This is a genomic window from Nocardia sp. NBC_00403 (assembly GCF_036046055.1).
Taxonomy (GTDB): domain Bacteria; phylum Actinomycetota; class Actinomycetes; order Mycobacteriales; family Mycobacteriaceae; genus Nocardia.
In genome coordinates, this window is sequence record NZ_CP107939.1 from 6,674,152 (window position 1) to 6,696,015 (window position 21,864).

The window sequence follows — 21,864 nt, forward strand, 5'->3', positions numbered from 1 at the left end:
CAATAGCGGGCCGTGGTTTTTGGAGTTCTTGCATGTGCCCCGTGCCGTTCCGAAAGACCTTGTAGGAGAACAGTGCTCGAGATATTCGAGGACAGCGAGCGACGCCGCACCCGACACAGCCCGGCGCGCGACCCAGTCGTCCCAGCACTGAACAGCTGCCACCATGTCCCCTGCTGAGATGATGGCGAACGTGCCCGAGCAGATGCTTTCCTCCGCGCGGACCTCTCCTTCGACCACACCACCGCCGCGATGGCGGCCGAGCACGCTGGACTGGGTCCGGCTCGGACTGTTGCTCGCCGGACTGCTGTGCGTGCTGACCGGACTACTGCCACAGGACCAGGCCGTCGACAATATGCGCCGGATCGGTCCGCTGCTGCTGTTCCTCGGCAGTGTGATCGTGCTTGCCGAACTCACCAGGCAGGCCAAGGTTTTCGATGTCATCGCGCATCGCATGGCAATTCTGGGTCGCGGCTACTATCCGGCGCTGTTCGGGCTGTGCGTGCTGTTCGCATCCGCCACCACGATCCTGCTCAACCTGGACACCACCGCGGTGCTGCTCACACCGGTCATGCTCGCGCTGGCGAGTCCCGCCCGGATCCCGCCACTGCCGCTGGCGATGACCACGCTGTGGCTGGCCAATACCGCGAGCCTGTTGCTGCCGGTCTCCAATCTCACCAATCTGCTGGCCGCGGACCGGATTGCGTTGCACGCCACCGACTTCGCCGCGCGCATGTGGGCGCCACAGCTGGTGTCGATCGTCGCGACGATGATCTGCCTGTGGGTCTGGTACTGGCGGCGCGGCCGACGCGATGCCGACCGTTACCTGCCGCCGGAACCGGTCCGCCCGGAGAATACGAGGCAGCGCGCGCTGCTGTACACGACGGCGACCGCGTGTCTGCTGTTCGTCCTGGCCATCCCGTTCGTCGGCGATCGCATCGGCATCGCCGCCACGCTGGCCGCGGCCATCGCGGTGGCGGCCTTCGCGATCTTCGACCGTTCCGCGCTGCGGCTGTCACTGATCCCCTGGCAGCTGCTGGTTTTCGTGGTCGGGTTGTTCCTCGTGGTGCCCACGCTGAGCAGATTCGGACTGTCCGAGGTGATGCACTGGCTGATCGGCACCGACCCCGACGCCCTCGGCGCATACCGCGCCGCAGGAGCGGGCGCTGCGCTGTCCAACGTGGCGAACAACCTGCCCGCCTATACCGCAGGCGAGACCGTCGTACCGGACGCGAACCGAAACCAACTGCTGGCCTTGCTCATCGGCACGAATATCGCCCCACTGGTCACCCCATGGGCATCCCTCGCCACGCTGCTGTGCCTCGAATTCTGCCGCACCCATGAAGTCCGCGTCCCCATGCTGCGATTCGTCCTCACCGGACTCACCCTGGCGCTCACGGCAACAACAGCCGCGGTAGCAGTCCTCCTGCTCACCGATTGACCCCCGATCACCGGCGTCAGTGGCACATAGCCGCGGCGAATCGCGGGAAGCCTTTCCAGCATGTGCCACTCGCCCCGCACGACGGAGGAGGGCCGGGCTGCATGCGATGTCGTGTGCGGTACCGGGCGTCAGGGTGGCCCAGGGGCTCGGGGTGGTCCAGGGGGATCGGGGTGCCGAGGGAATCGCAGGGGCGGTGGGGTGGCAACGACGGACAGCCGGGCGGAGATGATGCGGCGGGCGCGCGCGTAGGGCGCGGCATCGGAGAACAAGAGTGCGTCCTGGCCCGCCACCCGGGCGATCGAGTCGAGCTCGAAGGCCAGATCTGCGGGGTCGATGTCGGCGGCGATTTCGCCGAGCGCAACAGCCTCGGCGGCGGCAGCCTCGTACAGGCGCAACCAGTCTCGGCGTCCGGCGGCGACAGCGTCGTGCACGCGTCCCGGCCTTGCGTCGAACTCCGCGACCGCGGACAGGAAAAAGCAGCCGCCCCGGAAGATCGGTTTCGCGGCGTAATCCAGCCAGGAATCGGCCAGCGCCCACACCCGACGCAGACCGGCGGGCGCACGGCGAGCCGGTTTCACCACACGTCTGATTCGGGTGGCCCGCACCACATGACTTGACCTCGAGTGCAGTTGAGGAATAAAGATCGACTCCGTGCGCGAGCGCCGGCGTCGACCAGTCACAGGTGAATTCCGTCGACCGCACACCCGAGTCCGCGAACCCGTCACAGCCGACAGTTCGCGGTTCGCTCCCGCTGGGCCCGTACACCCACCAGCGGGAGCGCAGGGTGCGCGCCGACAAAATTCCGGTGAGCGGGAACGCCGAACGACAACAGCCGCACACCTTGCAGGTGCGCGGCTGTGGCGGACGTTCAGGTCAGGCGGAGACCGCGATCTCCCACTCGTAGACCGTCAGTTCCGATGACCCGGTGGTGTGGACCGGGTCGGTGAAGGCGATCTCGCGGGCGGCGTCGAGGTTGTCGGCGTGGATGACGTAGGCACCGCCGGTGCCGTCGGTAAAGCGGCCGCTCTCGACCAGGTGGCCGCGTTCGAGCAGATCGGCGAGAAACTCGCGGTGCGGCTCGACGACGGCGGGGTCGAAATTCGGCCTGCGCATCGCCATGACCAGGTACTTGTTCACCATCTCAGGCCTCGGGCTCCGGGCGCGGGGCCAGCGTCGCCGCGGCGGCGGCGCGGACCTGCGGTGCGACGAGCACGACCTGGCCGAGGACGCCGTTCACGAATGACGGGGAGTCGTCGGTGGACAGCTCCTTGGCCAGCTCCACCGCCTCGTCGACCGCGACCACCGGCGGAACATCGTTGGCGTGGAACAACTCCCACACCGCGATCCGCAGGATAGCCCGGTCCACGGCGGGCAGCCGGGACAGCTCCCAGTCCTTGAGGTAGGACTCGATGGTGCCGTCCACCCGGTCGAGATCGTCGGCGACGCCTTCGACAAGGGTCTTGGTGTAGGCGTGCACCGGCGCGACAGCCTGATCCTGGGTGGACAGTTCGACGCGCTCGGAGACCAGGTCGGCCGCGTCGACGTCGCGAGCCTCCGCCTCGAACAGCAGATCGACCGCGCGGCGGCGGGCCTTGTGCCTGGCACCGAGCTTCTTGTACGTGGGCTTCTGTTCGGCCACTGTCACATCATCCCCGTCTTTACCCGATCGCGGCAGCTGCGGGGCCCTGCGTGGTCACGCTTCGCGAGCGTGACCAGGCCCGCCGCTACTGCCGCGGCCCGATGGCGGTAGGTGATCAGGAGTTCACCCGACCGAGGTAGCTGCCGTCGCGCGAGTCGATGCGCAGCTTGTCACCGGTGTTGATGAACAGCGGGACCTGCACCTCGGCGCCGGTCTCCAGGGTCGCGGGCTTGGTGCCGCCGGTGGAGCGGTCGCCCTGCAGGCCGATGTCGGTGTGCTGCACCTCGAGCTCGACCGTGACCGGAAGCTCTACGTAGAGCGGGGCGCCCTCGTGCGTGGCGACCTGCGCGGTCATATTCTCCAGCAGGAAGCGCGCGCCGGGACCGATGGTCGACTCGGAGATCGAGATCTGGTCGAAGGTGTCGCCGTCCATGAAGACGTAGTCCGAACCATCGTGGTACAGGTAGGTCATATCGCGACGGTCGACGGTGGCGGTCTCCACCTTGACGCCCGCGTTGAAGGTCTTGTCGACAACCTTGCCGGACAGCACGTTCTTCAGCTTGGTCCGCACGAATGCGGGACCCTTGCCCGGCTTGACGTGCTGGAATTCGATGATCTGCTGGAGCTGACCGTCGATCTTCAGCACAAGGCCGTTCTTGAAGTCGCTGGTGTCCGCCACTGTCCTCGGATCTCCTCGTTCGTAATATCCACGTCTCGGGCAACCGGCGTCAGTCGACGACGGTCAGGTCTTTGCTGGTGTTGGTGAGCAGTTCCGGGCCCCCCTCGCGCACCACGAGCGTGTCCTCGATGCGGACGCCGCCGCGGCCGGGGAAGTACACACCTGGTTCGACGGTCACCGCCACGCCAGAGAGAAGTGTACCGGTTCCGGTTTTGGCGATTCCCGGCGCTTCATGGATCTGCAGTCCCACCCCGTGCCCGAGACCGTGCACGAACAGCTTCCCGTGCCCGGCCGCCTCGATCACCGCGCGCGCCGCCGCGTCAACGTCGGCCACCGGCGCACCCGGTTGCAATGCTTCGCGACCGGCCCGCTGCGATTCCTGGACCAGGGCATATACCTCGCGGTGCCAGTCCGTGGGCGAGCCGAGCACGAAGGTCCGGGTCATATCCGAGTGGTAGCCGCCGACCACCGCGCCGAAATCGAGCTTGACGAAGTCGCCGACAGCGAGCACAGCGTCGGTCGGCCGATGATGCGGGACAGCCGAATTCGCGCCCGCCGCCACGATCGTCTCGAACGCCACTGCCGCCGCGCCGTGCTCGAACATGGCCCACTCGAGGTCCCTTGCCACTTGCCGTTCGGTGCGGCCGGGCCGCAGCCCACCGCGCTCCAGCAGCGTGGCGAGCCCGGCATCGCCCGCGGCGCACGCAGCGCGCAGCTGCTCGACCTCGTACGCGTCTTTCACCATGCGCAGCTGTTCGACGAGGCCGGGTGTGGCGACGAACTCCAGTCCGGTGTGCTGCTCGACGAAACCACGGTGCTGATCGACGGTGACGACGTGACTCTCGTAGCCGACCCGGCCCAGTTGCCACTCCCCCGCGAGCTCCACGATCCTGCGGGCGGTGGCCCGTGCGATCTCGGCGCGCAGGTCCGGCACCTGCTCGGCGACCTGGGTGAGGTATCGGCCATCGGTGCCGATCACCGTGCGCTCCTCGGCATTGCGCATATCCCAGGAGTGCACGAGCAGCGCGGCGTTGGACCCGGTGAATCCCGTCAAGTACCTGATGTTCACCAGATCGGTGACCAACAGCGCATCGACCTCGTTCTCCACCAGCAGACTCCGCAGCGCACCGCGACGCGCCGCGTAGTCGGGCTCGAGGCCCGCGTGATCAGCAGACATATGTCAAAGCTACCGCCGACACGCATCGCGGCGACACGCAACACGTACACCGGCGACGGGCGGATCCGCCGCGGGCGATGCCGTGGTCGGGCGGGTACCGCCGCGAACGGACAAACGTCGCAATACGGCTGAACCGAAATCCGCTCTGCCCCCGCACAATTACTGCGGAGCAGCCGGCGGTCGGCGACCGCGACACCGAGCGGACCAGTGGTTGTTCACATATCGATCGGCTATCAACATTGCGGGCCAGAGGCTTGATCGGCGACCGCGCCCGACAAAGGCTGGTAGCCATGGACTTTGCCGCATTCTCCCTGCTCGTGGCCTGGTGTGCGATGCTCACCGTCATCGATATCCGGCACCGCAGACTTCCCGACACGCTCACCGGATCAGGTGCGCTGATCGTGTTCGGATACGCGCTGTTCACAACACAATTCACAACCGCGTTGCTCGGTGCTGCGCTGCTGACGATCCCCTACTTGCTGGTGCACATGGTGTCGCCCGGGGCGTTCGGCGCCGGCGACGTGAAACTCGCGATCGGACTGGGTGCGGTGGCCGCGCTCGGCGGCGCGCGGACCTGGGTGTCGGCAGCGCTCGTCGCACCGGCACTCACCGCCGCGGTCGGCATCGTGGCGCTGACGGTCCGGCGAATGCGAGCCGATGCCGACAGCACCGCAGCAATCACGGTGCCGCACGGGCCTGCGATGTGCTTGGCGACGATGCTGGCGCTGGTGGTGACGCATGACAACTGACGCCACCCCGACACGCCGGATCGATCCGCCCGGACTCGAGCTCTGCGGCGCTCTCACAGCGACAACCTGGCCGGTGACGGCAGGTGGTGCGACGACCATGTCACAGCCGGGGCGAGCGTGCCCGTGATCACGCCGGGCCGCGTGCCGGAGCACCCGCGCCGACATGGGAAGATGGACGACGTGTTGCGCTGGATAACTGCCGGAGAATCCCATGGTCCCGCCCTCGTCACCATCCTCGAGGGCATGGTGGCCGGTCTCGAGGTGACATCCGAAGAGATCTCCGCGCAGCTCGCGCGGCGCCGGCTCGGGTACGGGCGCGGCGCGCGAATGAAGTTCGAGGCCGACAAGGTCACCATCGTGGGCGGTGTGCGCCACGGCCGCACCATGGGTGGACCGATCGCGGTCGAGATCGCCAACTCCGAGTGGCCGAAGTGGACGATTGTCATGTCCGCCGACCCCGTCGACGAGACCGAGCTGTCGGATCTGGCACGCAATGCGCCGCTCACCCGGCCACGGCCTGGACATGCCGACTACTCGGGCATGCTCAAGTACAACTTCGACGACGCCCGCAACGTGCTGGAGCGGGCCAGCGCCCGCGAGACCGCCGCGCGCGTCGCGGCGGGCACGCTCGCCCGCAACTTCCTGCGGCAAGCCTTCGGTGTCGAGGTCGTCTCGCACGTCATCTCCATCGGAGCCGCCGCGAACACCACCGGTCTGGTGCCCACCGCGAAAGATCTTGCCGCCATCGACGAGAGCCCGGTGCGCGCGTTCGACAAGGACGCCGAGGCCGCGATGATCGCGGAGATCGAGGCCGCCAAGAAGGACGGCGACACTCTCGGTGGCGTCGTCGAGGTCGTCGTGGAGGGTCTACCGGTCGGGTTGGGCTCCTTCATCAGCGGCGAGAACCGGCTCGACTCGCGACTGGCCGCCGCACTGATGGGCATTCAGGCGATCAAGGGCGTCGAGGTCGGCGATGGTTTCGAGACCGCACGCCGACGCGGCAGCCAGGCACACGACGAGATGAAGCCGGGGCCCGACGGCGTGCTGCGCTCCACCAACCGGGCGGGCGGCCTGGAAGGCGGCATGACCAACGGCGAGGCGCTACGGGTCCGCGCCGCGATGAAGCCGATCTCGACGGTGCCGCGCGCGCTGGCCACGGTCGACATGACCACCGGCGAGGAAGCCGTCGCCATCCACCAGCGCTCCGACGTGTGTGCGGTGCCCGCCGCGGGTGTGGTCGCCGAGTCGATGGTGGCGCTGGTCGTCGCACAGGCCGCGCTGGAGAAGTTCGGCGGCGATTCGCTGACCGAGACCCTCGACAACATCACCAGCTACATCAAGCGCATCAGCGCCCGCCCACACGTGCCGCAATGATCGTCCAGACCGATCCGCGCGCACCGCGCGTGGTGCTGGTCGGACCGCCAGGAGCGGGGAAATCCACGATCGGCCGCAAGCTCGCGAGGGAACTCGGTGTCGAGCTGTACGACACCGACATCGGCATCGAGCGCGAGACCGGGCGCACCATCCCCGAGATCTTCGCCACCGACGGCGAACCCGAATTCCGCAAGATCGAGGAACGGGTAGTGCGCCGCGCCATCCTGGCCGAGCGCGGGGTGGTTTCGCTCGGCGGCGGTGCCGTGCTGTCCAAGGACACCAGGGCGCTGCTGCGCAACCGCACCGTGGTCTACCTGGAAATCAGTGTGGCCGAAGGACTTCGCCGCACCGGCGCGAGCACGGGACGACCGCTGCTCAACGGCGCCGATCCCGGCGCGAAGTATCGGGAGCTGATGCGCAAGCGGCGGCCGTTGTACCGGGAGGTTGCCTCGGTCCGGGTGCGGACCGACGGTCGTAGCCCTGGACGCGTGGTGCGCATGATCATGGCGAAGCTGGGCATGGAGTCGGTCCTACCGCAAGATGCGGAGCCCGACGCGACGGCAACCACCGGGACAGAAAGCACGACCACTCGGGGCACCGCGCAGCAGACGGCCCCGGGCGGCGAGAAAACACCGGGCACCGGAAATCCGCAGGGCAACAGCAGGTCACGCGCCCGTCGGGCGGCACGGGCGCGCGCCGCGGCGCGCCGCAGGGCCGCCCAGGGCGAACCGCAGCAGCAGGACAACACCGAGCCGGCACCCGCGCTGACGGAAACGTCCGGCGACACACCGACACCGGGCAGCCGGTCGCGGCGCGCTCGCGCACGACGCGCTCGCGCAAGAGCGATCAAACAAACGGCACGAACAGAATCGGAGCACACATGACCGAGCCGACTCGTCTCCAGGTCCGCACCGCCGACCCCTATCCCGTGATCATCGGCCGCGGGTTGCTCGGTGAACTGGTCGAAGCGGTCACCGGCGCGACCACCGGCGTGCGGACGGTCGCGATCTTCCATCAGCCGCCGCTGGCCGAAACCGCCGAAGCCGTGCGAAAGGCACTCGCCGACACCGGCATCGACGCGCATCGCATCGAGATCCCGGACGCCGAGTCGGGCAAGGACCTGGCCGTCGCGGGCTTCTGCTGGGAGGTGCTCGGACGCATCGGCCTGACCCGCAACGACGTCGTGGTGAGCCTCGGCGGCGGTGCGGCGACCGACCTCGCCGGGTTCGTCGCGGCCACCTGGATGCGCGGGGTGAATATCGTGCATGTGCCGACCACCCTGCTGGCGATGGTCGATGCGGCCGTCGGCGGCAAGACCGGCATCAACACCGAGGCGGGCAAGAATCTGGTGGGCTCCTTCCACGAGCCCGCCGCGGTACTGGTCGACCTGGTGACGCTGGAAACAGTGCCGCGCAACGAGATCGTCGCGGGCATGGCCGAGATCATCAAGGCCGGTTTCATTGCCGACCCGGTGATCCTGGAGCTGGTCGAGGCCGACCCGGGGGCCGCGCTCGACCCCAAGGGCGAGGTGCTCCCCGAGCTGATTCGCCGCGCGATCCAGGTGAAGGCGGACGTGGTCGCCGCCGACCTCAAGGAAGCCAGCCTGCGCGAAATCCTCAACTACGGCCATACCCTCGGTCACGCGATCGAGCGCCGCGAGCGCTACCGCTGGCGGCACGGCGCCGCCGTCTCGGTGGGCCTGGTCTTCGCCGCCGAACTCGGTCGCCTCGCCGGACGTCTCGACGACGCCACCGCCGATCGCCATCGCGCCATCCTGCAGAGCGTCGGCCTGCCGACCAGCTACGACGCCGACGCGCTTCCGCAGCTCCTCGACGCGATGCAGACCGACAAGAAGACCCGTTCCGGCGTCCTGCGTTTCGTCGTCCTCGACGGCCTTGCCAAGCCGGGCCGCCTCGAAGGCCCGGATCCGACATTGCTCGCCGCCGCGTACTCGGCGATCGCCAAGGAAGGCAGCCCGAGTAGCGGCGCGATCCTGCTGTAATCAGAAAACGTCTGGCGACAACGACAACGGCGCACCTCCACAGGAGGTGCGCCGTTGTCGTCGCTCGATACCCGGGTCAGGCCGGGGTCGGCTGCGCCGTGGGTGGCGTGGATTGATTGTCGTTGCGGCGGCCCGCCACCGCGCGGCCGATCGCGACGCCGAGCAGCGCGGGCACGAAGATCAGCAGGACGATGAACGAGGCCGAGGCGGTCAGCTCGAAGAGCAAGCCGTTGTCACCCAGGTCGAAGCGGGGCAGCCAGTCCAGGATCCAGGCGACGAGGCCGCTGCCGACGCCACCGGCCACCGCGGCCTTCAGCCACAAGATGGTCAGATCGGAGCCGCGCTCGGGGTCGGGGTGGGCGGCGCGGTCCTTGCGACCATCCAGCACGCCCCAGAACGCGATGACGCCGAGCAGGACGACCAGCGCCAGCATCCGCATCCACCCGCCTTGGGTCGGCCAGTACACCATCGCAAATCCCAGCACGGTACGCAGCACGACAACCAGCGCACCGAGGAGTGTGGCTCGCAACACCCAAGCATTCATGGTCAACACCATAGCCTCGAGTCTGCAAAGGGTCGACCAGTTCACTGACTGCCCGGCTGACCCTTTCGAACTGACAGGTGGTTATCGGGTTCGCACGGACATCTCAGTTGGAAGGAACCCAGAGATCGTACCGATCACTACCGTCATTACGCGGAACGCACTGCGCCCGATCATTCCAGAGCGGCGCGCCCTTCAGACAGTTTGCCAGCGAGACGCCCGACGCCGAACCCACGCATTGGAACCCCCAGCGCGGCTGCGTTGATGCGCAGCCATCGCCCTGGGCCGCAGCCTGTCCGGCAAACACGAACGCAGACGCGGCGATCGTCATCGCGGCGGCGACCCCGACTCGAATGAACACCACACTGCCCCCTCCCGTTGAAATGTGTTGGACAGCAAGATAATACCGGAGGGTCTCGGTAGCGACAGGAGCATCACCGGATTACCCACGAACATGCTCCAGCTGCACAGGAGGGACGGTGTTGGCGTGCAGGCGTCGAGCTCGGGTCAAGCGGGAGCGGGCGTGAACTGGTCGGTGGCGGCGCGGGCGGAAAGGGCTCGGCCAGCGCCGACGCCGATGAGGGCGGGGATAAAGATCAGCAGGACGATGAACGATGCGGCTGCGGTGAGTTCGAAGAGCAGGCCGTTGTCGCCGAGATCGAACTTGGGGAGCCGGTCCAGCATCCAGGCGCCGAGGCCGCTGCCGAGCCCGGCCGCCGCCGCTGCCTCGAGCCAGACCAGAGCCGGGTCGGTGCCGCGTTCCGGATCGGGCTGGGCCGACCGGCCCATTCGCCCGTCCAGCACACCCCAGTACAGAACGGTGGCCACCGGAACGATCAGGCAGAACAGCCGCATCAACACCCCCCAGGTCGGCCAATTCACCATCGCGAACCCGAGCACCGTACGCAGGAAAACAACCAGCGCACCGAGCGCGATGGCGCGCACCACCCAAGCATTCATGCCGACCACCATAACCCCGACCAGGGTAAAACTAGAACCCGTATCAGTTTTCGTAGCCGGCGTTCGCCAATGCCGCCGCCATGTCCGCACGCGGTGCCGGGCGGCCGGTGAACAGCTCGACCTGTCCGTATGCCTGGTTGAGCAGCATCTGCAAACCGCTGACCACCGTGTGTCCTGCGCGCGCCACCGCCTCGGCCAAGGGGGTCGGCCAGGGGTTATAGATCGCGTCGAGGACCACCGGGGCCAGCGCAACCGCGTCTGCGATCTCCACGGCCGCCGCAGCCGGGATCGTGCTGATCACAGCACCGGCTCGCTCGCACAGCCCGGCGAGTGCGGCGGAGTCGAAACTGGTCACCGCCGCGTTGATGCCGAGCCGCTCGGCGAGATCGATCATGCCGCTTGCCCGCCCGGCGTCCCTGGCGATGACGGTCACCGTCTTCGCGCCGAGTTCGGCGAGCGCGAGCAGCGCGGGCCGCGCGGTGCCACCCGCACCGAGCACTACCGCCTCGGCCACATCGGTGACACCACCGCCGCGGAGCGCGCCGAGCACGCCTTCCACGTCGGTGCAGTCAGCCAGCCAGCCTGCGTCGGTGCGGACAAGGGTGTTGGCCGAGCCGACCAGTACCGCCCGCTCGGTGCGCCCGGCGGCGTAAGCGAGCGCGGCCTCCTTACCCGGCATGGTCACCGAGAGCCCGACCCATTCCGGCCCGAGCCCGTCGACGAAACCGGGCAGCTGCTCGGCCGTACATTCGATGCGCTCGTAGCTCCAGTTCAGCCCGAGCGCACGATACGCGGCCAGGTGCAGCTGTGGCGATCGCGAGTGTGCGATCGGCTTGCCGAGCACCGCCGCCTTGCGACTATCGGCCACCATTGTCCTTGGAACTGTCGAGAATGCCGCTGCGCTGCGCCCGTGCGATCAGGCGCAGATGCTCCTGATAGTCGTCGGTGAACACGGTCGTACCCTGCTTGTCGACGGTGACGAAGTACAGCCACGGCCCCGCGTCCGGATTCTCCATGGCACGCAACGCGTTCAACGACGGCGCGGCGATCGGGGTCTTGGGCAGGCCCCGCATCGCGTAGGTGTTCCAGGCGGTCTTCTGGGCGCGGTCGGCATCGGTGGTCGCCACCTCGGTGCGGTCCAGCAGGTAATTCACCGTCGAGTCGAACTGCAGCATCTGATCGATCTGCAGCCGGTTCACGATCACCCGTGCCACCTTGCCCATATCCTGGGGTTTCGCCTCGCGTTCCACCAACGATGCGGCGACCAGCGCCTGATAGGGCGTCAGTTTTGTGTCGGCGCCGGACTGCAGCAGTCCGGTGGATTCATAGCTCTTCGCGCTCGCAGTCACCAATTGCCGAAGGATCTGCTCCGGTGTGGCGCTGGGATCGAAATCCCATGTGCCCGCAGCGATCAGACCTTCCAGCTGCCTCGTCCGGTCCGGGCAGTCCCTGACCCCCTGTGCCGCCCACGCGGGCACCCCGAGCGCGGACAGGTCAAGGCTCGCGCCCGCGGCATCGAGCTGTTCGTAGGTCACACACTTCTGGTTGGCACCGATGCCGATGCAGCTGGCCTCCGCGATCTTGCGGTAGATGCCGTCATACCGCCCGCTGGTACTCATATCGTTTTGGTCGTGCAGCAGCCGTCCCTCGGAGACGACCAGGTTGCCGACGCGCGACTCCTTGCCGACCAGTGCTGTCACCGCCTGCATGGCGGGAACGTGGCTCGGTATCGCGTAGTAGCCGGGCTGCACCGCGTTCATGTTCGAATTCCGCACGGCCGCTTCGATGAACGCGGCACTGCTCGCGACGACGCCCTTGGCCACCATCGCGTTCGCGATCTGGTTGGAGGTGTCGCCCGGTTGCACCTGCACCACCACCAGCGGCCCAGCCGGTCCCGCGTAGTCCTCGGCGGGGCCGAAGGCGGATTTCACCCACTTGTAGCCTGCGAAGCCCGCGGCGACGACGAACAGCAGCACGAACACGCTTGCGATGGCCCACAGATTCCGCCGACGACGCTTGCGCTCGGCCGCTTTGCGTGACGCGACACGGGTGCCCCGCCGCCGCGATCCACCGCGCGAGTTCGCCGACCGCGACTCGGCGCGGGGTTCCGAACGACGGCCACGTGGCCGCCGTGGCTCCGGCAAGTCCTCATCGTCACGCTCCGGCGCGGCGCGGCGCGGCCGCTGGCCACCGCCACGGGTCGACGCAGGCGGCTCCAGCGGCTCCTCGTCGGTGTAGCGCGGGATGACCGTCGTGTCGTCCTCGTAGGCAGCCCAGGCGGCGTCGTCTCGCTTATAGCGGCGAGACTCGACCTCACGCTGCCGAAAGCGTTCCTCGGCCTGCGTCCATCGATCCGTCATGCATCGTCCCCGGACGACGCGGGACGCACCGCTCCATGCCGCTGCTGCGGCACATCAGACGCGTTTTCGACCGACCTCAACACCGCACTCCGTTCGTCCAACCATCCTTGCAGGATCGATACGGCCGCCGCCTGATCGATCACCTGCCGCTGGCCACGCGCGCGAACTCCACTGTCCCGCAATGCACGTGCAGCTGACACCGTAGTCAAACGTTCGTCGGAAAGTCGGATAGGCACGGGAGCAATCGTGGTCCGCAAATGATCCGCGAACGCCATCGCCAGGGTGGCCGCGGAGCCCTTTTCGCCGCGCAATGTACGCGGCAGACCCACGATGACCTCGACGGCTTCGTATTCCCGCACAATTTCGGCAATTCTGGCTATGTCAGGTGCCAGACCGCCGCCGCGGGGATTCGGCTTGGCTCGAGGGACAGTTTCCACGGGCGTGGCGAGGATGCCGTCCGGGTCGCTGGCGGCGACGCCGATCCGGACACTACCGACATCGACGGCAATACGCCTACCGCGACCGGGATCGGTCGCCGCGTCGGGCCGCTCGGCGCCGGGACTCTCCGAGTCGGTCATCACCCGGCGAGTTCGACCACCCGAGCACGGACCGAAGCTAGGCCGACTTCGATACCTGAGGGATCCGAGCCCGCGCCCTGAGCCATCTCGGGCTTGCCGCCACCGCGGCCGGCGATGCTCGGCCCGAAGCTGCCGACCAGATCGCCCGCCTTGAAGCCGAGATCCTGGGCGGCCTTGTTGACGGTCACCACGAACGGCACCTTGCCATCAGCGTTGCCGAGCAGCACCACGATGGCCGGGCTGCTGCCGAATCGGCCACGGATATCGGTGGCGAGCGTGCGCAGATCGCCCGCGGTGACGCCCTCGGGTGCCGCGGCGGCGACCAGCAGCACGCTGCCGATCCGCTCGGCTTCTTCGACGAACTTGCCCGCAGCGGACAGCACCGCGGCGACCTTGGTGCGCTCGAGTTCCTTCTCGGCCGTCTTCAACCGCTCCACCAGCTGCTCGACGCGACCCGGCACCTCTTCCGACGGCACCTTCAGCGACGACGCCACACCGGCGAGCAACGCCCGCTCCTTGGCCAGGTACTTGTAGGAGTCGAGGCCGACGAACGCCTCGACTCGACGCACACCGGAACCGACCGACGACTCACCGAGCAGCGTGATCGGGCCGATCTGCGAGGAATGCTGCACGTGGGTGCCACCGCACAGCTCCATCGAGAACGGGCCCCCGATCTCCACGACGCGCACTTCGTCACCATAGTTCTCGCCGAACAGCGCCATCGCGCCCATCTGCTTGGCCTTGGTCAGGTCGGTGACGAAGGTGTTCACCGGGAAGTCCGCGCCGACCGCGTCGTTGGACACGGCCTCGATGTCGTTCTTCTGCTGCTCGGAAAGCTGCCCTTGCCAATTGAAGTCGAAGCGCAGGTAGCCGGGCTTGTTCAGCGAGCCCGCCTGCACCGCGTTCGGGCCGAGGATCTGGCGTAGCGCGGCGTGCACCATGTGCGTGCCGGAGTGGCCCTGGGTGGCGCCACGCCGCCAAGCCGGATCGGCCTGCGCGAGCACGACATCGCCCTCGGTGAGCTGGCCCTGCTCGACGGTGGTCTTGTGCACCCACAGCTTCTTGGCGATCTTCTGCACATCGTTCACGCGCAGCTTCACCCCGGCGGCGGTGATCGAGCCGCGGTCGGCGATCTGGCCACCGGACTCCGCGTACAGCGGGCTGCGATCGAGAATCACCTCGACGTCCTGCCCGACCGTGGCGACGGGAACCCGGACGCCGTCGGCGATCAACGCCAGCACGTGCGCCTCGGAGGTCAGCTCGTCGAAGCCGGTGAACTCGGTGGCGCCACGGTCGACGAGCTCCTTGTAGACCGACAGATCGGCGTGCGCGTGCTTGCGGGCCTGCGCATCGTCCTTGGCGCGCTTGCGCTGCTCGGCCATCAGCGAGCGGAATCCGTCCTCGTCCACCGCGAGGCCGGCCTCGGCGGCCATCTCCAGGGTGAGGTCGATCGGGAAACCGTAGGTGTCGTGCAGGGTGAAGGCATCCGAGCCCGCAATGGTGTTGCTGCCCTTGGCCTTCACGGCCGCGGCCGTGTTGTCGAACAGGGTCGAGCCGGTGTTCAGCGTCTTGAGGAACGCTGTCTCCTCGCCGACCGCGACGGTCTCGATGCGGCGGAAATCGGTGGCGAGCTCCGGGTAGGACGGGGACATCAGGTCGCTGACGACCTTCATGAAATCGCCCATGACCGGCTTCTCCGCGCCGAGCAGCCGAGCCGAGCGCACGATCCGGCGCAGCAGCCTGCGCAGCACGTAGCCGCGGCCGTCGTTGCCGGGGTTGACGCCGTCGGCGATCAACATGGCGCCGGTGCGGGCGTGGTCGGCGATCACGCGGAAGCGCACGTCGTCCTCATGCGTGACGCCATAGGACCGGCCGGTCAGTTCCTCGGCCTTGTCGATGATCGGGCGCAGCAGATCGGTCTCGTACACGTTGTCCACGCCCTGCAGCAGGAACGCGACGCGCTCGACACCCATACCGGTATCGATGTTCTTCTTGGGCAGCGGGCCGAGGATCTCGAAGTTGTCCTTGCCGGTGCCCGCGCCGCGCTCGTTCTGCATGAACACGAGGTTCCAGATTTCGAGATAGCGGTCCTCGTCGGCCTCGGGACCGCCCTCGATGCCGTATTCGGGGCCGCGGTCGAAGTAGATCTCCGAGCACGGGCCGCACGGGCCGGGGATGCCCATCGACCAGTAGTTGTCGGCCATGCCTCGGCGCTGGATGCGCTCGACGGGCACGCCGACCTCGAGCCAGATCTGCTCCGCCTCGTCGTCGTCGAGATAGACAGTGGCCCACAGTCGTTGCGGATCGAAGCCGTAGCCGCCGTCCTCGACGCTGCCGGTCAGCAGCGACCAGGCGAAGGTGATCGCCTCGCGCTTGAAGTAGTCGCCGAAGCTGAAGTTGCCCGCCATCTGGAAGAAGGTGTTGTGCCGGGTGGTGACGCCGACGTTTTCGATGTCACCGGTGCGCACGCACTTCTGGACGCTGGTCGCGGTCGCGTAGGGCGGGGTCTGCTGACCGAGGAAGAACGGAACGAACTGCACCATGCCTGCGTTGACGAACAGCAGGTTCGGGTCGGCCAGGATCAGCGAGGCACTCGGCACCTCGGTATGGCCGGCACGGACGAAATGGTCCAGGAAGCGCCGTCGAATCTCGTGGGTCTGCACAGGTATCCAGCCTACCGGTGTGCCGCATCCGAATTTTCAGGGACCGGGGTGGTCCGCACCACCATCCGCCGATCCCGGCGAACCGGCCACCCCGTCGGCGTTCGACCAGGTCCAGCGCGGCCTACCACTTCATCACCTCGCGCGCCTCGTCGGACGCTGATACCGCTGCATCGAACGCGCTGTCATCGCCTCTAGGCGGTAGACCTGCATGATCGCCATGGCGAATCGGCGCAGTGGTGCGGTTCGAGAGTTTGCGCGCGGAGTACCGGCGCGGAGTACGTGAAGTCGAGACGGGCCCTGTCCAGCGAGGGCTCACGGTCGGCGATGTCGCAATGCCCTTCACCCACCAGCCCGCGGCTGGGTCGGTGACCGGCTCGCGGGGCGTCATGCTCCAGGAATACCTGGCCGACGAGTTCGCCACGGATGCGGGCCGCGGTCTTGTCGAAGATCGACTCGAGGTGAGCCTGGACGGTATAGGCGGATGCGCCGAGCGCCCTGGCGATGTCTGTGGTGGCGCGGCCCTGGATGCAGAGCAGGGTCACCTGGCATCAGCGCTGCGACTATCGTCGCCACCGCGACGTGAGCGGCCGGGTCCGCGAGATCGACACCGCCCTGGATCAGGCAGGGGCGCGCGGGGGGGTCGTGGCACGACGACGAGGCCGACGCCCACCGTGTGCCTAGCCTCGTTTGCCTGTGCGCATACCCCGCACGATCCGCCGGAGCCGGCCCACCCGAGCCTGGATGTCACGCTCCGCGCCGTGATCGGTCGGGTGGTAGTAGTCGACGCCCACCAGTTCGTCCGGCGGATACTGTTGCGCGAGAACACCATCCGGATTGTCGTGCGGGTACCTGTAGCCCTGGGCGTTGCCCAGCTTCGCGGCACCCGCGTAGTGGCCGTCACGCAGGTGTGGTGGCACCGCGCCTGCCTTGCCCGCGGCGACATCGGCCATGGCCGCGCCGATCGCGGCGATGACGGCGCCCGATTTCGGGGCGGTGGCGAGGTGGATCGTGGCCTGCGCTAAAGCGAGTCGCCCCTCGGGCAGACCAACCAGCTGGACGACCTGGGCCGCGGCGGCCGCGGTCTGCAATGCGGTGGGGTCGGCCATGCCGATGTCTTCGCTGGCGTGGATCATCAAACGGCGGGCGATGAAGCGGGGATCCTCCCCCGCGCTGAGCATGCGCGCCAGGTAGTGCAGGGCGGCATCCACATCGGAGCCGCGAATGGACTTGATGAAGGCGCTGATCACGTCATAGTGCTGGTCGCCGGCACGGTCGTAGCGCACCGCGGCCTTATCGACGCTGGCCTCGACGAGATCCACGTCCACAGCGCCGTCCAGAGACGACTCGGCCGACGCCTCCAGCGCGGTCAAGGCACGGCGGGCGTCGCCGCCCGCGATGCGAACGATGTGATCGAGCGCGGCATCGGTCACCTTGTACTCGCCGTTGAGGCCGCGTTCATCGCCGATCGCGCGTTCCAGCACCAGACGGATATCGGCCTCGGTGAGAGACTGCAGCTGCAGTACCAGCGAGCGCGACAGCAATGGCGATACCACCGAGAAGGACGGATTCTCCGTCGTCGCGCCGACCAGCAGCACGATCCGGTTCTCCACCGCAGCCAGCAGTGCATCCTGCTGTGTCTTGGAGAAGCGGTGCACCTCGTCGATGAACAGCACGGTCTGCTCGCCCGCAGTGAGCCTGCGGCGCGCCACATCGATGACCGCGCGAACCTCTTTCACCCCCGCCGACAAGGCCGACAGGGCCTCGAAGCGCCGGCCGGTGGACTGCGAAATCAGCGAGGCGAGGGTGGTCTTCCCGGTGCCCGGCGGCCCGTACAGCAGCACCGACGCCGCGCCCGAACCCTCGATCAACCGCCGCAGTGGTGACCCCGGGCCGAGCAGATGCTGCTGGCCGACCACTTCGTCCAGCGCGGCGGGCCGCATCCGCACGGCAAGCGGGGCGCCCGCATCGCGGCGCACCACACTATCGATGGTGTGCTCCGTCGGCGCGGCATCGCCGGGCACGTCGAACAGGCCTTCGCTCACGCTGAGCAGGTTACCGAGACGCACCGACAACGCCACAGCGCAGCCGTTTCCTCGATGTTCACTGTGACGTCGGGCGGTCCGATTTGCGTGTCGACCGGACATCGGATGTGATCACTACCCGTGGCTGAAAACACGGTCGTTTCACACCCCGGCTCCCCCGGATCCCTCGCCCGGCGCACCCTGCTGAAGGGTGGCGCTGCAGCAGCGGCCGCCGCCACCACGCTGGTGGTCGCCGCACCGGCGCGCGGCGCTGCCGAACCGGTGTTCCGGCATGGCGTTGCCTCCGGCGATCCGCTGCCCGACGGGGTGATCCTGTGGACCCGCGTCACCGTATCCGATGCCGCGACACCGGGTTCTGGTGTCGGCGAAGCAGCGGCAGTGCGCTGGGAGGTCGCCGCCGACGAGCGGTTCACCTCGCTCGTCGCAGCCGGAACCGCCACGGCCACAGCGGATTCCGATCACACCGTCAAGATCGACGTGAGCGGGCTCGCACCCGGCACCCGCTATTACTACCGCTTCACCGCGTTCGGGGTGACCTCACCGGTCGGGCGCACCTGCACCGCACCCGCCGCCTCGGCCACCCCCGACCGCCTGCGGTTCGGCGTGGTCTCCTGCGCGAACTGGGAGGCCGGATACTTCGGCGCCTACCGGCACCTGGCGGCGCGTACCGATCTCGACGCGATCGTGCACCTCGGCGACTACATTTACGAGTACGGGTACGGCGAGTACGGCGGCCGCAACGGCTCGGTCCGCCCGCACGACCCCGCGAACGAGATCGTCACACTGGCCGACTATCGGATCCGACACGCGCAGTACAAGACCGATCCGGACCTGATGGGCCTGCATGCGCTCGTGCCGTTCATCTGCACCTGGGACGATCACGAGGCCGCCGACAACTCCTGGTCCGGCGGCTCCAGCCACCACAACCCCGCCCTCCAGGGCGACTGGCAGGACCGGCGCGCGGCGTCGGCCCGCGCCTACCTGGAGTGGATGCCGGTCCGCACCAGCGGCTCCGGCGCCGACGTGCAGATCTACCGGCGGCTGCGTTTCGGCACCCTCGCCGAACTGTCGATGCTCGACCTGCGCAGCTACCGCGATCAGGAGTCGAAGCCCGGCGCGGGCTGGCGCGAGATGGACAACCCGGCGCGCACCATCACCGGCAAGGCGCAAATGGAGTGGCTCACCGCCGGTTTGGCGTCCGCACCGGTGCGCTGGAAACTGGTCGGCAACTCGGTGATGATCGCACCGTTGGTGTTCCCGCCCCTGGAGCCGTCCACCACCGCGGCCGTCACGACCATGATGGGCGTGCCGCAGGCGGGCATTCCGGCCAACAGCGACCAGTGGGACGGCTACACCGCCGACCGGCAGCGGCTGTTCCGCGCGATCACCGACCAGCAGGTCGGTGATGTGGTCTTCCTGACCGGCGACATCCACTCCTCCTGGGCCGCAGATCTGCCCGTCGACGCCGCGAACTACCCGGGCGGACCGACCGTCGGCGCGGAATTCGTCGTCCCCTCCGTCACCTCCTCGAGTCTCGGCGAAATCATGAAGGCGCCACCACGCACGGTCGCGGTGCCGGTGGAAGAGTCGATCAAGGGCATCAACCACCACCTGCGCTACGTCGAACTGGATTCGCACGGCTACGGCGTGCTCGAGGTCAACCCCGACCAGACCCAGATGGACTGGTTCTATCTCACCGATGTCGCGGACCCGAATTCCGGCGTCCGCCACGGCGCCTCCTACGCCGTCCGCTCCGGCGGCCGCATCGAACCACGTCCGGCACTGCTGCCCTGACAACCGTCACGCCGAGATTCACCCGGCAAGTCGCGATACGCGAACCACGAATCGGGGCAGAATTCTTTTCCGACGGTTGTCGATTTCCGTCGAACTCGCTCGTCGGGATGAGTACGGGACCCGAACGGCGGGTTCCGCCATCGAAGGAGCGCTGTCATGAGCCAGTATCTGGTGCTGATCTATGAAGACGAGAATGCCTACGCGACCGCCTCACAGGAAGTCATGGGCGCGGTCTACCAGGACCACGTGACGTTCCAGGAGATCGCGGGCGATGCGCTACAAGGCGGAAACGCCCTGCAGCCGACCCCCACCGCCACCTCGATACGCAAGAACGACAACGGCGATTTCACCGTGACCGACGCGCCGTTCGGCGAGGCCAAGGAGGCGCTCGGCGGCTACTACCTGCTCGAGGCTCCTGATCTGGATGCCGCGATCGCACTGGCCAAGCAGGTGCCCGCCCGATTCGGCGGTGTCGAGGTGCGCCCGATCATGGTGTTCGAATAGACCGAGCGCAGGCAGGGAACGGGCGGTCGATGTCGATCCACACCCCCGCGGCCGAGCGGGCAGCCGCGGCCGTCGAGCAGGCGCACCGTCGCGAATGGGCCTTCGTGCTCGCCGCGACGGTGCGGCTGGTCCGCGATTTCGATCTGGCCGAGGAGTGCGTGCAGGACGCCTACGCCAAGGCGCTCACGGAGTGGGCGGCCGACGGCGTGCCTGCGAAACCCGGTGCCTGGCTCACCACCGTCGCCCGGCGTCGCGGCCTCGATCTGCTACGCCGCAATTCGACCATGCAGCGCAGCCTGCCGCTGCTGGTCACCGACCACGTCGAAGGCGACACAGCCGATCTCGCACTCGCCGCTGTCGACGCCGCCACCGATATCCCCGACGACCGACTCCGGCTGATCAGCACCTGCTGCCACCCGGCGCTGGCCCGCGAGGCTCAGGTGGCGCTCACCCTGCGCCTGGTCTGCGGCATCACCACCCCTGAGGTCGCACGCGCCTTCCTGCTCAGCGAGTCGACCATGGCGGCGCGAATCACGCGCGCCAAGAAGAAGATTGCGCTGGCAGGCATCCCCTATCGGGTGCCGTCGGTGCGGGAACTGCCGCAACGCCTCGACGCCATCTGCGCTGTCATCCATCTGTTGTTCACCACCGGCCACACCGCGCCGTCCGGCGATGCGCTCGTCCGTGCCGATCTCGTCGAGCGCGCACTGCAATTGGCGCGGATGATGCATGCGCTGGTGCCCGACGATCCGTCGATGACCGGTCTGCTGGCACTGATCCTGCTCACCGACGCCCGCAGGGCGGCACGCGTGACCGCGGACGGCGAACTGTGCACCCTCGAACATCAGGACCGTGCCCGGTGGGACCGTGCGGCCATCGCCGAGGGCGTCGCATTGGTGAAACACGCGCTGCCACATACTGACCGGTACACGCTGCAGGCCGCGATCGCAGCGGTGCACGATGAGGCGCCGAGCTGGGAACAGACCGACTGGCGGGAAATCACCGGTCTGTATGTTCTGCTGCTTCGGGAGTGGCCGTCCCCGGTGGCCCGCCTGAATTATGCGGTGGCGGTCGGGCTTTCCGGCAATCCGAGCCGCGCGCTCGCCCTGCTGAACGACCTTGCCGCCGAGCCCGCCCTGGCCACCTACGGCTACCTGGAGGCCGCTCGAGCGGCGTTCCTCGCCCGGCTCGGCCGCACCGCAGATGCCGCGACGGCCTATGAACGGGCGCTGCTGCTGACCGAGAACACCGTCGAACGCGCCTATCTGGAAAAACGTGCGGCCGAACTCGACCCGTGACCACGGCACCGTCTTCGAATGCCCCACATATCGAATCCGGCATGCACCGGACGAATCCTGTTCGGT

Annotated in this window: 20 protein-coding genes and 1 pseudogene; 8 read left to right on the forward strand and 13 right to left on the reverse strand. The window is 67.9% G+C overall.

Translation table 11 applies throughout. The annotated features are described in order from the left end of the window. The first annotated feature begins 178 nt into the window (after positions 1-178). On the forward strand, positions 179-1,438 hold the full coding sequence (locus tag OHQ90_RS29765; protein ID WP_328403107.1) for an SLC13 family permease: 1,260 nt from the start codon (positions 179-181) through the stop codon (positions 1,436-1,438). 128 nt (positions 1,439-1,566) lie between these two features. Here OHQ90_RS29765 and OHQ90_RS29770 read toward each other — a convergent pair whose 3' ends face one another. The 5 genes from OHQ90_RS29770 to OHQ90_RS29790 all read right to left on the reverse strand — a co-directional run bounded on the left by OHQ90_RS29770 (position 1,567) and on the right by OHQ90_RS29790 (position 4,933). Next, positions 1,567-2,019, reverse strand: coding sequence for a TetR family transcriptional regulator C-terminal domain-containing protein (locus tag OHQ90_RS29770; protein ID WP_328403109.1), 453 nt, complete (start codon positions 2,017-2,019; stop codon positions 1,567-1,569). A gap of 292 nt (positions 2,020-2,311) precedes the next feature. Next, positions 2,312-2,578 carry a YciI family protein gene (locus OHQ90_RS29775; protein ID WP_328403111.1) on the reverse strand — a complete coding sequence of 89 codons (267 nt, stop codon included), beginning with the start codon at positions 2,576-2,578 and terminating at the stop codon, positions 2,312-2,314. Position 2,579: 1 nt separating this feature from the next. After that, the gene (nusB, locus tag OHQ90_RS29780) at positions 2,580-3,077 is read right to left on the reverse strand and encodes a transcription antitermination factor NusB (RefSeq protein ID WP_328403113.1); all 498 of its coding nucleotides are present in this window, start codon (positions 3,075-3,077) and stop codon (positions 2,580-2,582) included. A 115-nt stretch (positions 3,078-3,192) separates the two neighbouring features. Continuing rightward, positions 3,193-3,756: an elongation factor P gene (gene efp / locus OHQ90_RS29785; protein ID WP_328403115.1), complete on the reverse strand. Its 564-nt coding sequence runs from the start codon at positions 3,754-3,756 to the stop codon at positions 3,193-3,195. A 49-nt stretch (positions 3,757-3,805) separates the two neighbouring features. Then, the gene (locus OHQ90_RS29790) at positions 3,806-4,933 is read right to left on the reverse strand and encodes a M24 family metallopeptidase (RefSeq protein ID WP_328403117.1); all 1,128 of its coding nucleotides are present in this window, start codon (positions 4,931-4,933) and stop codon (positions 3,806-3,808) included. 290 nt (positions 4,934-5,223) lie between these two features. Between OHQ90_RS29790 and OHQ90_RS29795 the strand changes: the two genes are divergently transcribed. From OHQ90_RS29795 to aroB, 4 genes and pseudogenes are all read left to right on the forward strand, one after another. Continuing rightward, positions 5,224-5,682, forward strand: a complete 459-nt coding sequence (locus tag OHQ90_RS29795) for an A24 family peptidase (RefSeq protein ID WP_328403119.1) — start codon at positions 5,224-5,226, stop codon at positions 5,680-5,682. A 180-nt stretch (positions 5,683-5,862) separates the two neighbouring features. Next, positions 5,863-7,056: a chorismate synthase gene (aroC, locus tag OHQ90_RS29800; protein WP_328413174.1), complete on the forward strand. Its 1,194-nt coding sequence runs from the start codon at positions 5,863-5,865 to the stop codon at positions 7,054-7,056. Further along, a pseudogene (locus tag OHQ90_RS29805) lies at positions 7,053-7,571 on the forward strand (shikimate kinase); the annotation flags it as partial. The gene aroC and the pseudogene OHQ90_RS29805, both read left to right, overlap by 4 nt. Before the next feature lie 365 nt (positions 7,572-7,936). Next, on the forward strand, positions 7,937-9,058 hold the full coding sequence (gene aroB / locus OHQ90_RS29810) for a 3-dehydroquinate synthase (protein ID WP_328403121.1): 1,122 nt from the start codon (positions 7,937-7,939) through the stop codon (positions 9,056-9,058). 76 nt (positions 9,059-9,134) lie between these two features. On the opposite strand, the gene OHQ90_RS29815 is transcribed toward aroB, so the two are convergent. The 8 genes from OHQ90_RS29815 to OHQ90_RS29850 form a co-directional block, all read right to left on the reverse strand. Further along, positions 9,135-9,602 carry a B-4DMT family transporter gene (locus tag OHQ90_RS29815; RefSeq protein ID WP_328403123.1) on the reverse strand — a complete coding sequence of 156 codons (468 nt, stop codon included), beginning with the start codon at positions 9,600-9,602 and terminating at the stop codon, positions 9,135-9,137. 504 nt (positions 9,603-10,106) lie between these two features. After that, entirely contained in the window at positions 10,107-10,559 is a 453-nt protein-coding gene (locus OHQ90_RS29820) for a B-4DMT family transporter (protein WP_328403125.1), read from the reverse strand. A 43-nt stretch (positions 10,560-10,602) separates the two neighbouring features. Continuing rightward, positions 10,603-11,430: a shikimate dehydrogenase gene (locus OHQ90_RS29825; RefSeq protein ID WP_328403127.1), complete on the reverse strand. Its 828-nt coding sequence runs from the start codon at positions 11,428-11,430 to the stop codon at positions 10,603-10,605. After that, a complete protein-coding gene (locus OHQ90_RS29830) occupies positions 11,417-12,919 on the reverse strand; it encodes an endolytic transglycosylase MltG (protein ID WP_328403129.1) in 1,503 nt (500 codons plus the stop codon). The genes OHQ90_RS29825 and OHQ90_RS29830 overlap by 14 nt, the downstream gene beginning before the upstream one ends. Beyond that, the gene (gene ruvX / locus OHQ90_RS29835; RefSeq protein WP_328403131.1) at positions 12,916-13,497 is read right to left on the reverse strand and encodes a Holliday junction resolvase RuvX; all 582 of its coding nucleotides are present in this window, start codon (positions 13,495-13,497) and stop codon (positions 12,916-12,918) included. The genes OHQ90_RS29830 and ruvX overlap by 4 nt, the downstream gene beginning before the upstream one ends. Then, a complete protein-coding gene (alaS, locus tag OHQ90_RS29840) occupies positions 13,497-16,160 on the reverse strand; it encodes an alanine--tRNA ligase (RefSeq protein WP_328403133.1) in 2,664 nt (887 codons plus the stop codon). The genes ruvX and alaS overlap by 1 nt, the downstream gene beginning before the upstream one ends. Before the next feature lie 191 nt (positions 16,161-16,351). Next, positions 16,352-16,702: a helix-turn-helix transcriptional regulator gene (locus OHQ90_RS29845; RefSeq protein WP_328403135.1), complete on the reverse strand. Its 351-nt coding sequence runs from the start codon at positions 16,700-16,702 to the stop codon at positions 16,352-16,354. 135 nt (positions 16,703-16,837) lie between these two features. Beyond that, a complete protein-coding gene (locus OHQ90_RS29850; protein ID WP_442941208.1) occupies positions 16,838-18,202 on the reverse strand; it encodes a replication-associated recombination protein A in 1,365 nt (454 codons plus the stop codon). A 120-nt stretch (positions 18,203-18,322) separates the two neighbouring features. Here OHQ90_RS29850 and OHQ90_RS29855 point away from each other — a divergent pair, with 120 nt between their 5' ends. The 3 genes from OHQ90_RS29855 (at position 18,323) to OHQ90_RS29865 (ending at position 21,798) form a co-directional block, all read left to right on the forward strand. Continuing rightward, positions 18,323-19,996, forward strand: a complete 1,674-nt coding sequence (locus tag OHQ90_RS29855; protein ID WP_328403137.1) for an alkaline phosphatase D family protein — start codon at positions 18,323-18,325, stop codon at positions 19,994-19,996. A gap of 156 nt (positions 19,997-20,152) precedes the next feature. Next, positions 20,153-20,500 carry a YciI family protein gene (locus OHQ90_RS29860; protein WP_328403139.1) on the forward strand — a complete coding sequence of 116 codons (348 nt, stop codon included), beginning with the start codon at positions 20,153-20,155 and terminating at the stop codon, positions 20,498-20,500. Between the two features lie 29 nt (positions 20,501-20,529). After that, on the forward strand, positions 20,530-21,798 hold the full coding sequence (locus OHQ90_RS29865) for an RNA polymerase sigma factor (protein WP_328403141.1): 1,269 nt from the start codon (positions 20,530-20,532) through the stop codon (positions 21,796-21,798). The last annotated feature ends 66 nt before the right edge of the window (positions 21,799-21,864 follow it).

Coding starts and splice junctions, on each gene's coding strand:
- OHQ90_RS29765 (WP_328403107.1), top strand. CDS start 179: ATGATGGCGAACGTGCCCGAGCAGATGCTTTCCTCCGCGCGGACCTCT.
- OHQ90_RS29775 (WP_328403111.1), bottom strand. CDS start 2,578: ATGGTGAACAAGTACCTGGTCATGGCGATGCGCAGGCCGAATTTCGAC.
- OHQ90_RS29790 (WP_328403117.1), bottom strand. CDS start 4,933: ATGTCTGCTGATCACGCGGGCCTCGAGCCCGACTACGCGGCGCGTCGC.
- OHQ90_RS29795 (WP_328403119.1), top strand. CDS start 5,224: ATGGACTTTGCCGCATTCTCCCTGCTCGTGGCCTGGTGTGCGATGCTC.
- aroB (WP_328403121.1), top strand. CDS start 7,937: ATGACCGAGCCGACTCGTCTCCAGGTCCGCACCGCCGACCCCTATCCC.
- OHQ90_RS29815 (WP_328403123.1), bottom strand. CDS start 9,602: ATGAATGCTTGGGTGTTGCGAGCCACACTCCTCGGTGCGCTGGTTGTC.
- OHQ90_RS29820 (WP_328403125.1), bottom strand. CDS start 10,559: ATGAATGCTTGGGTGGTGCGCGCCATCGCGCTCGGTGCGCTGGTTGTT.
- OHQ90_RS29825 (WP_328403127.1), bottom strand. CDS start 11,430: ATGGTGGCCGATAGTCGCAAGGCGGCGGTGCTCGGCAAGCCGATCGCA.
- OHQ90_RS29830 (WP_328403129.1), bottom strand. CDS start 12,919: ATGACGGATCGATGGACGCAGGCCGAGGAACGCTTTCGGCAGCGTGAG.
- ruvX (WP_328403131.1), bottom strand. CDS start 13,497: ATGACCGACTCGGAGAGTCCCGGCGCCGAGCGGCCCGACGCGGCGACC.
- OHQ90_RS29860 (WP_328403139.1), top strand. CDS start 20,153: ATGAGCCAGTATCTGGTGCTGATCTATGAAGACGAGAATGCCTACGCG.
- OHQ90_RS29865 (WP_328403141.1), top strand. CDS start 20,530: ATGTCGATCCACACCCCCGCGGCCGAGCGGGCAGCCGCGGCCGTCGAG.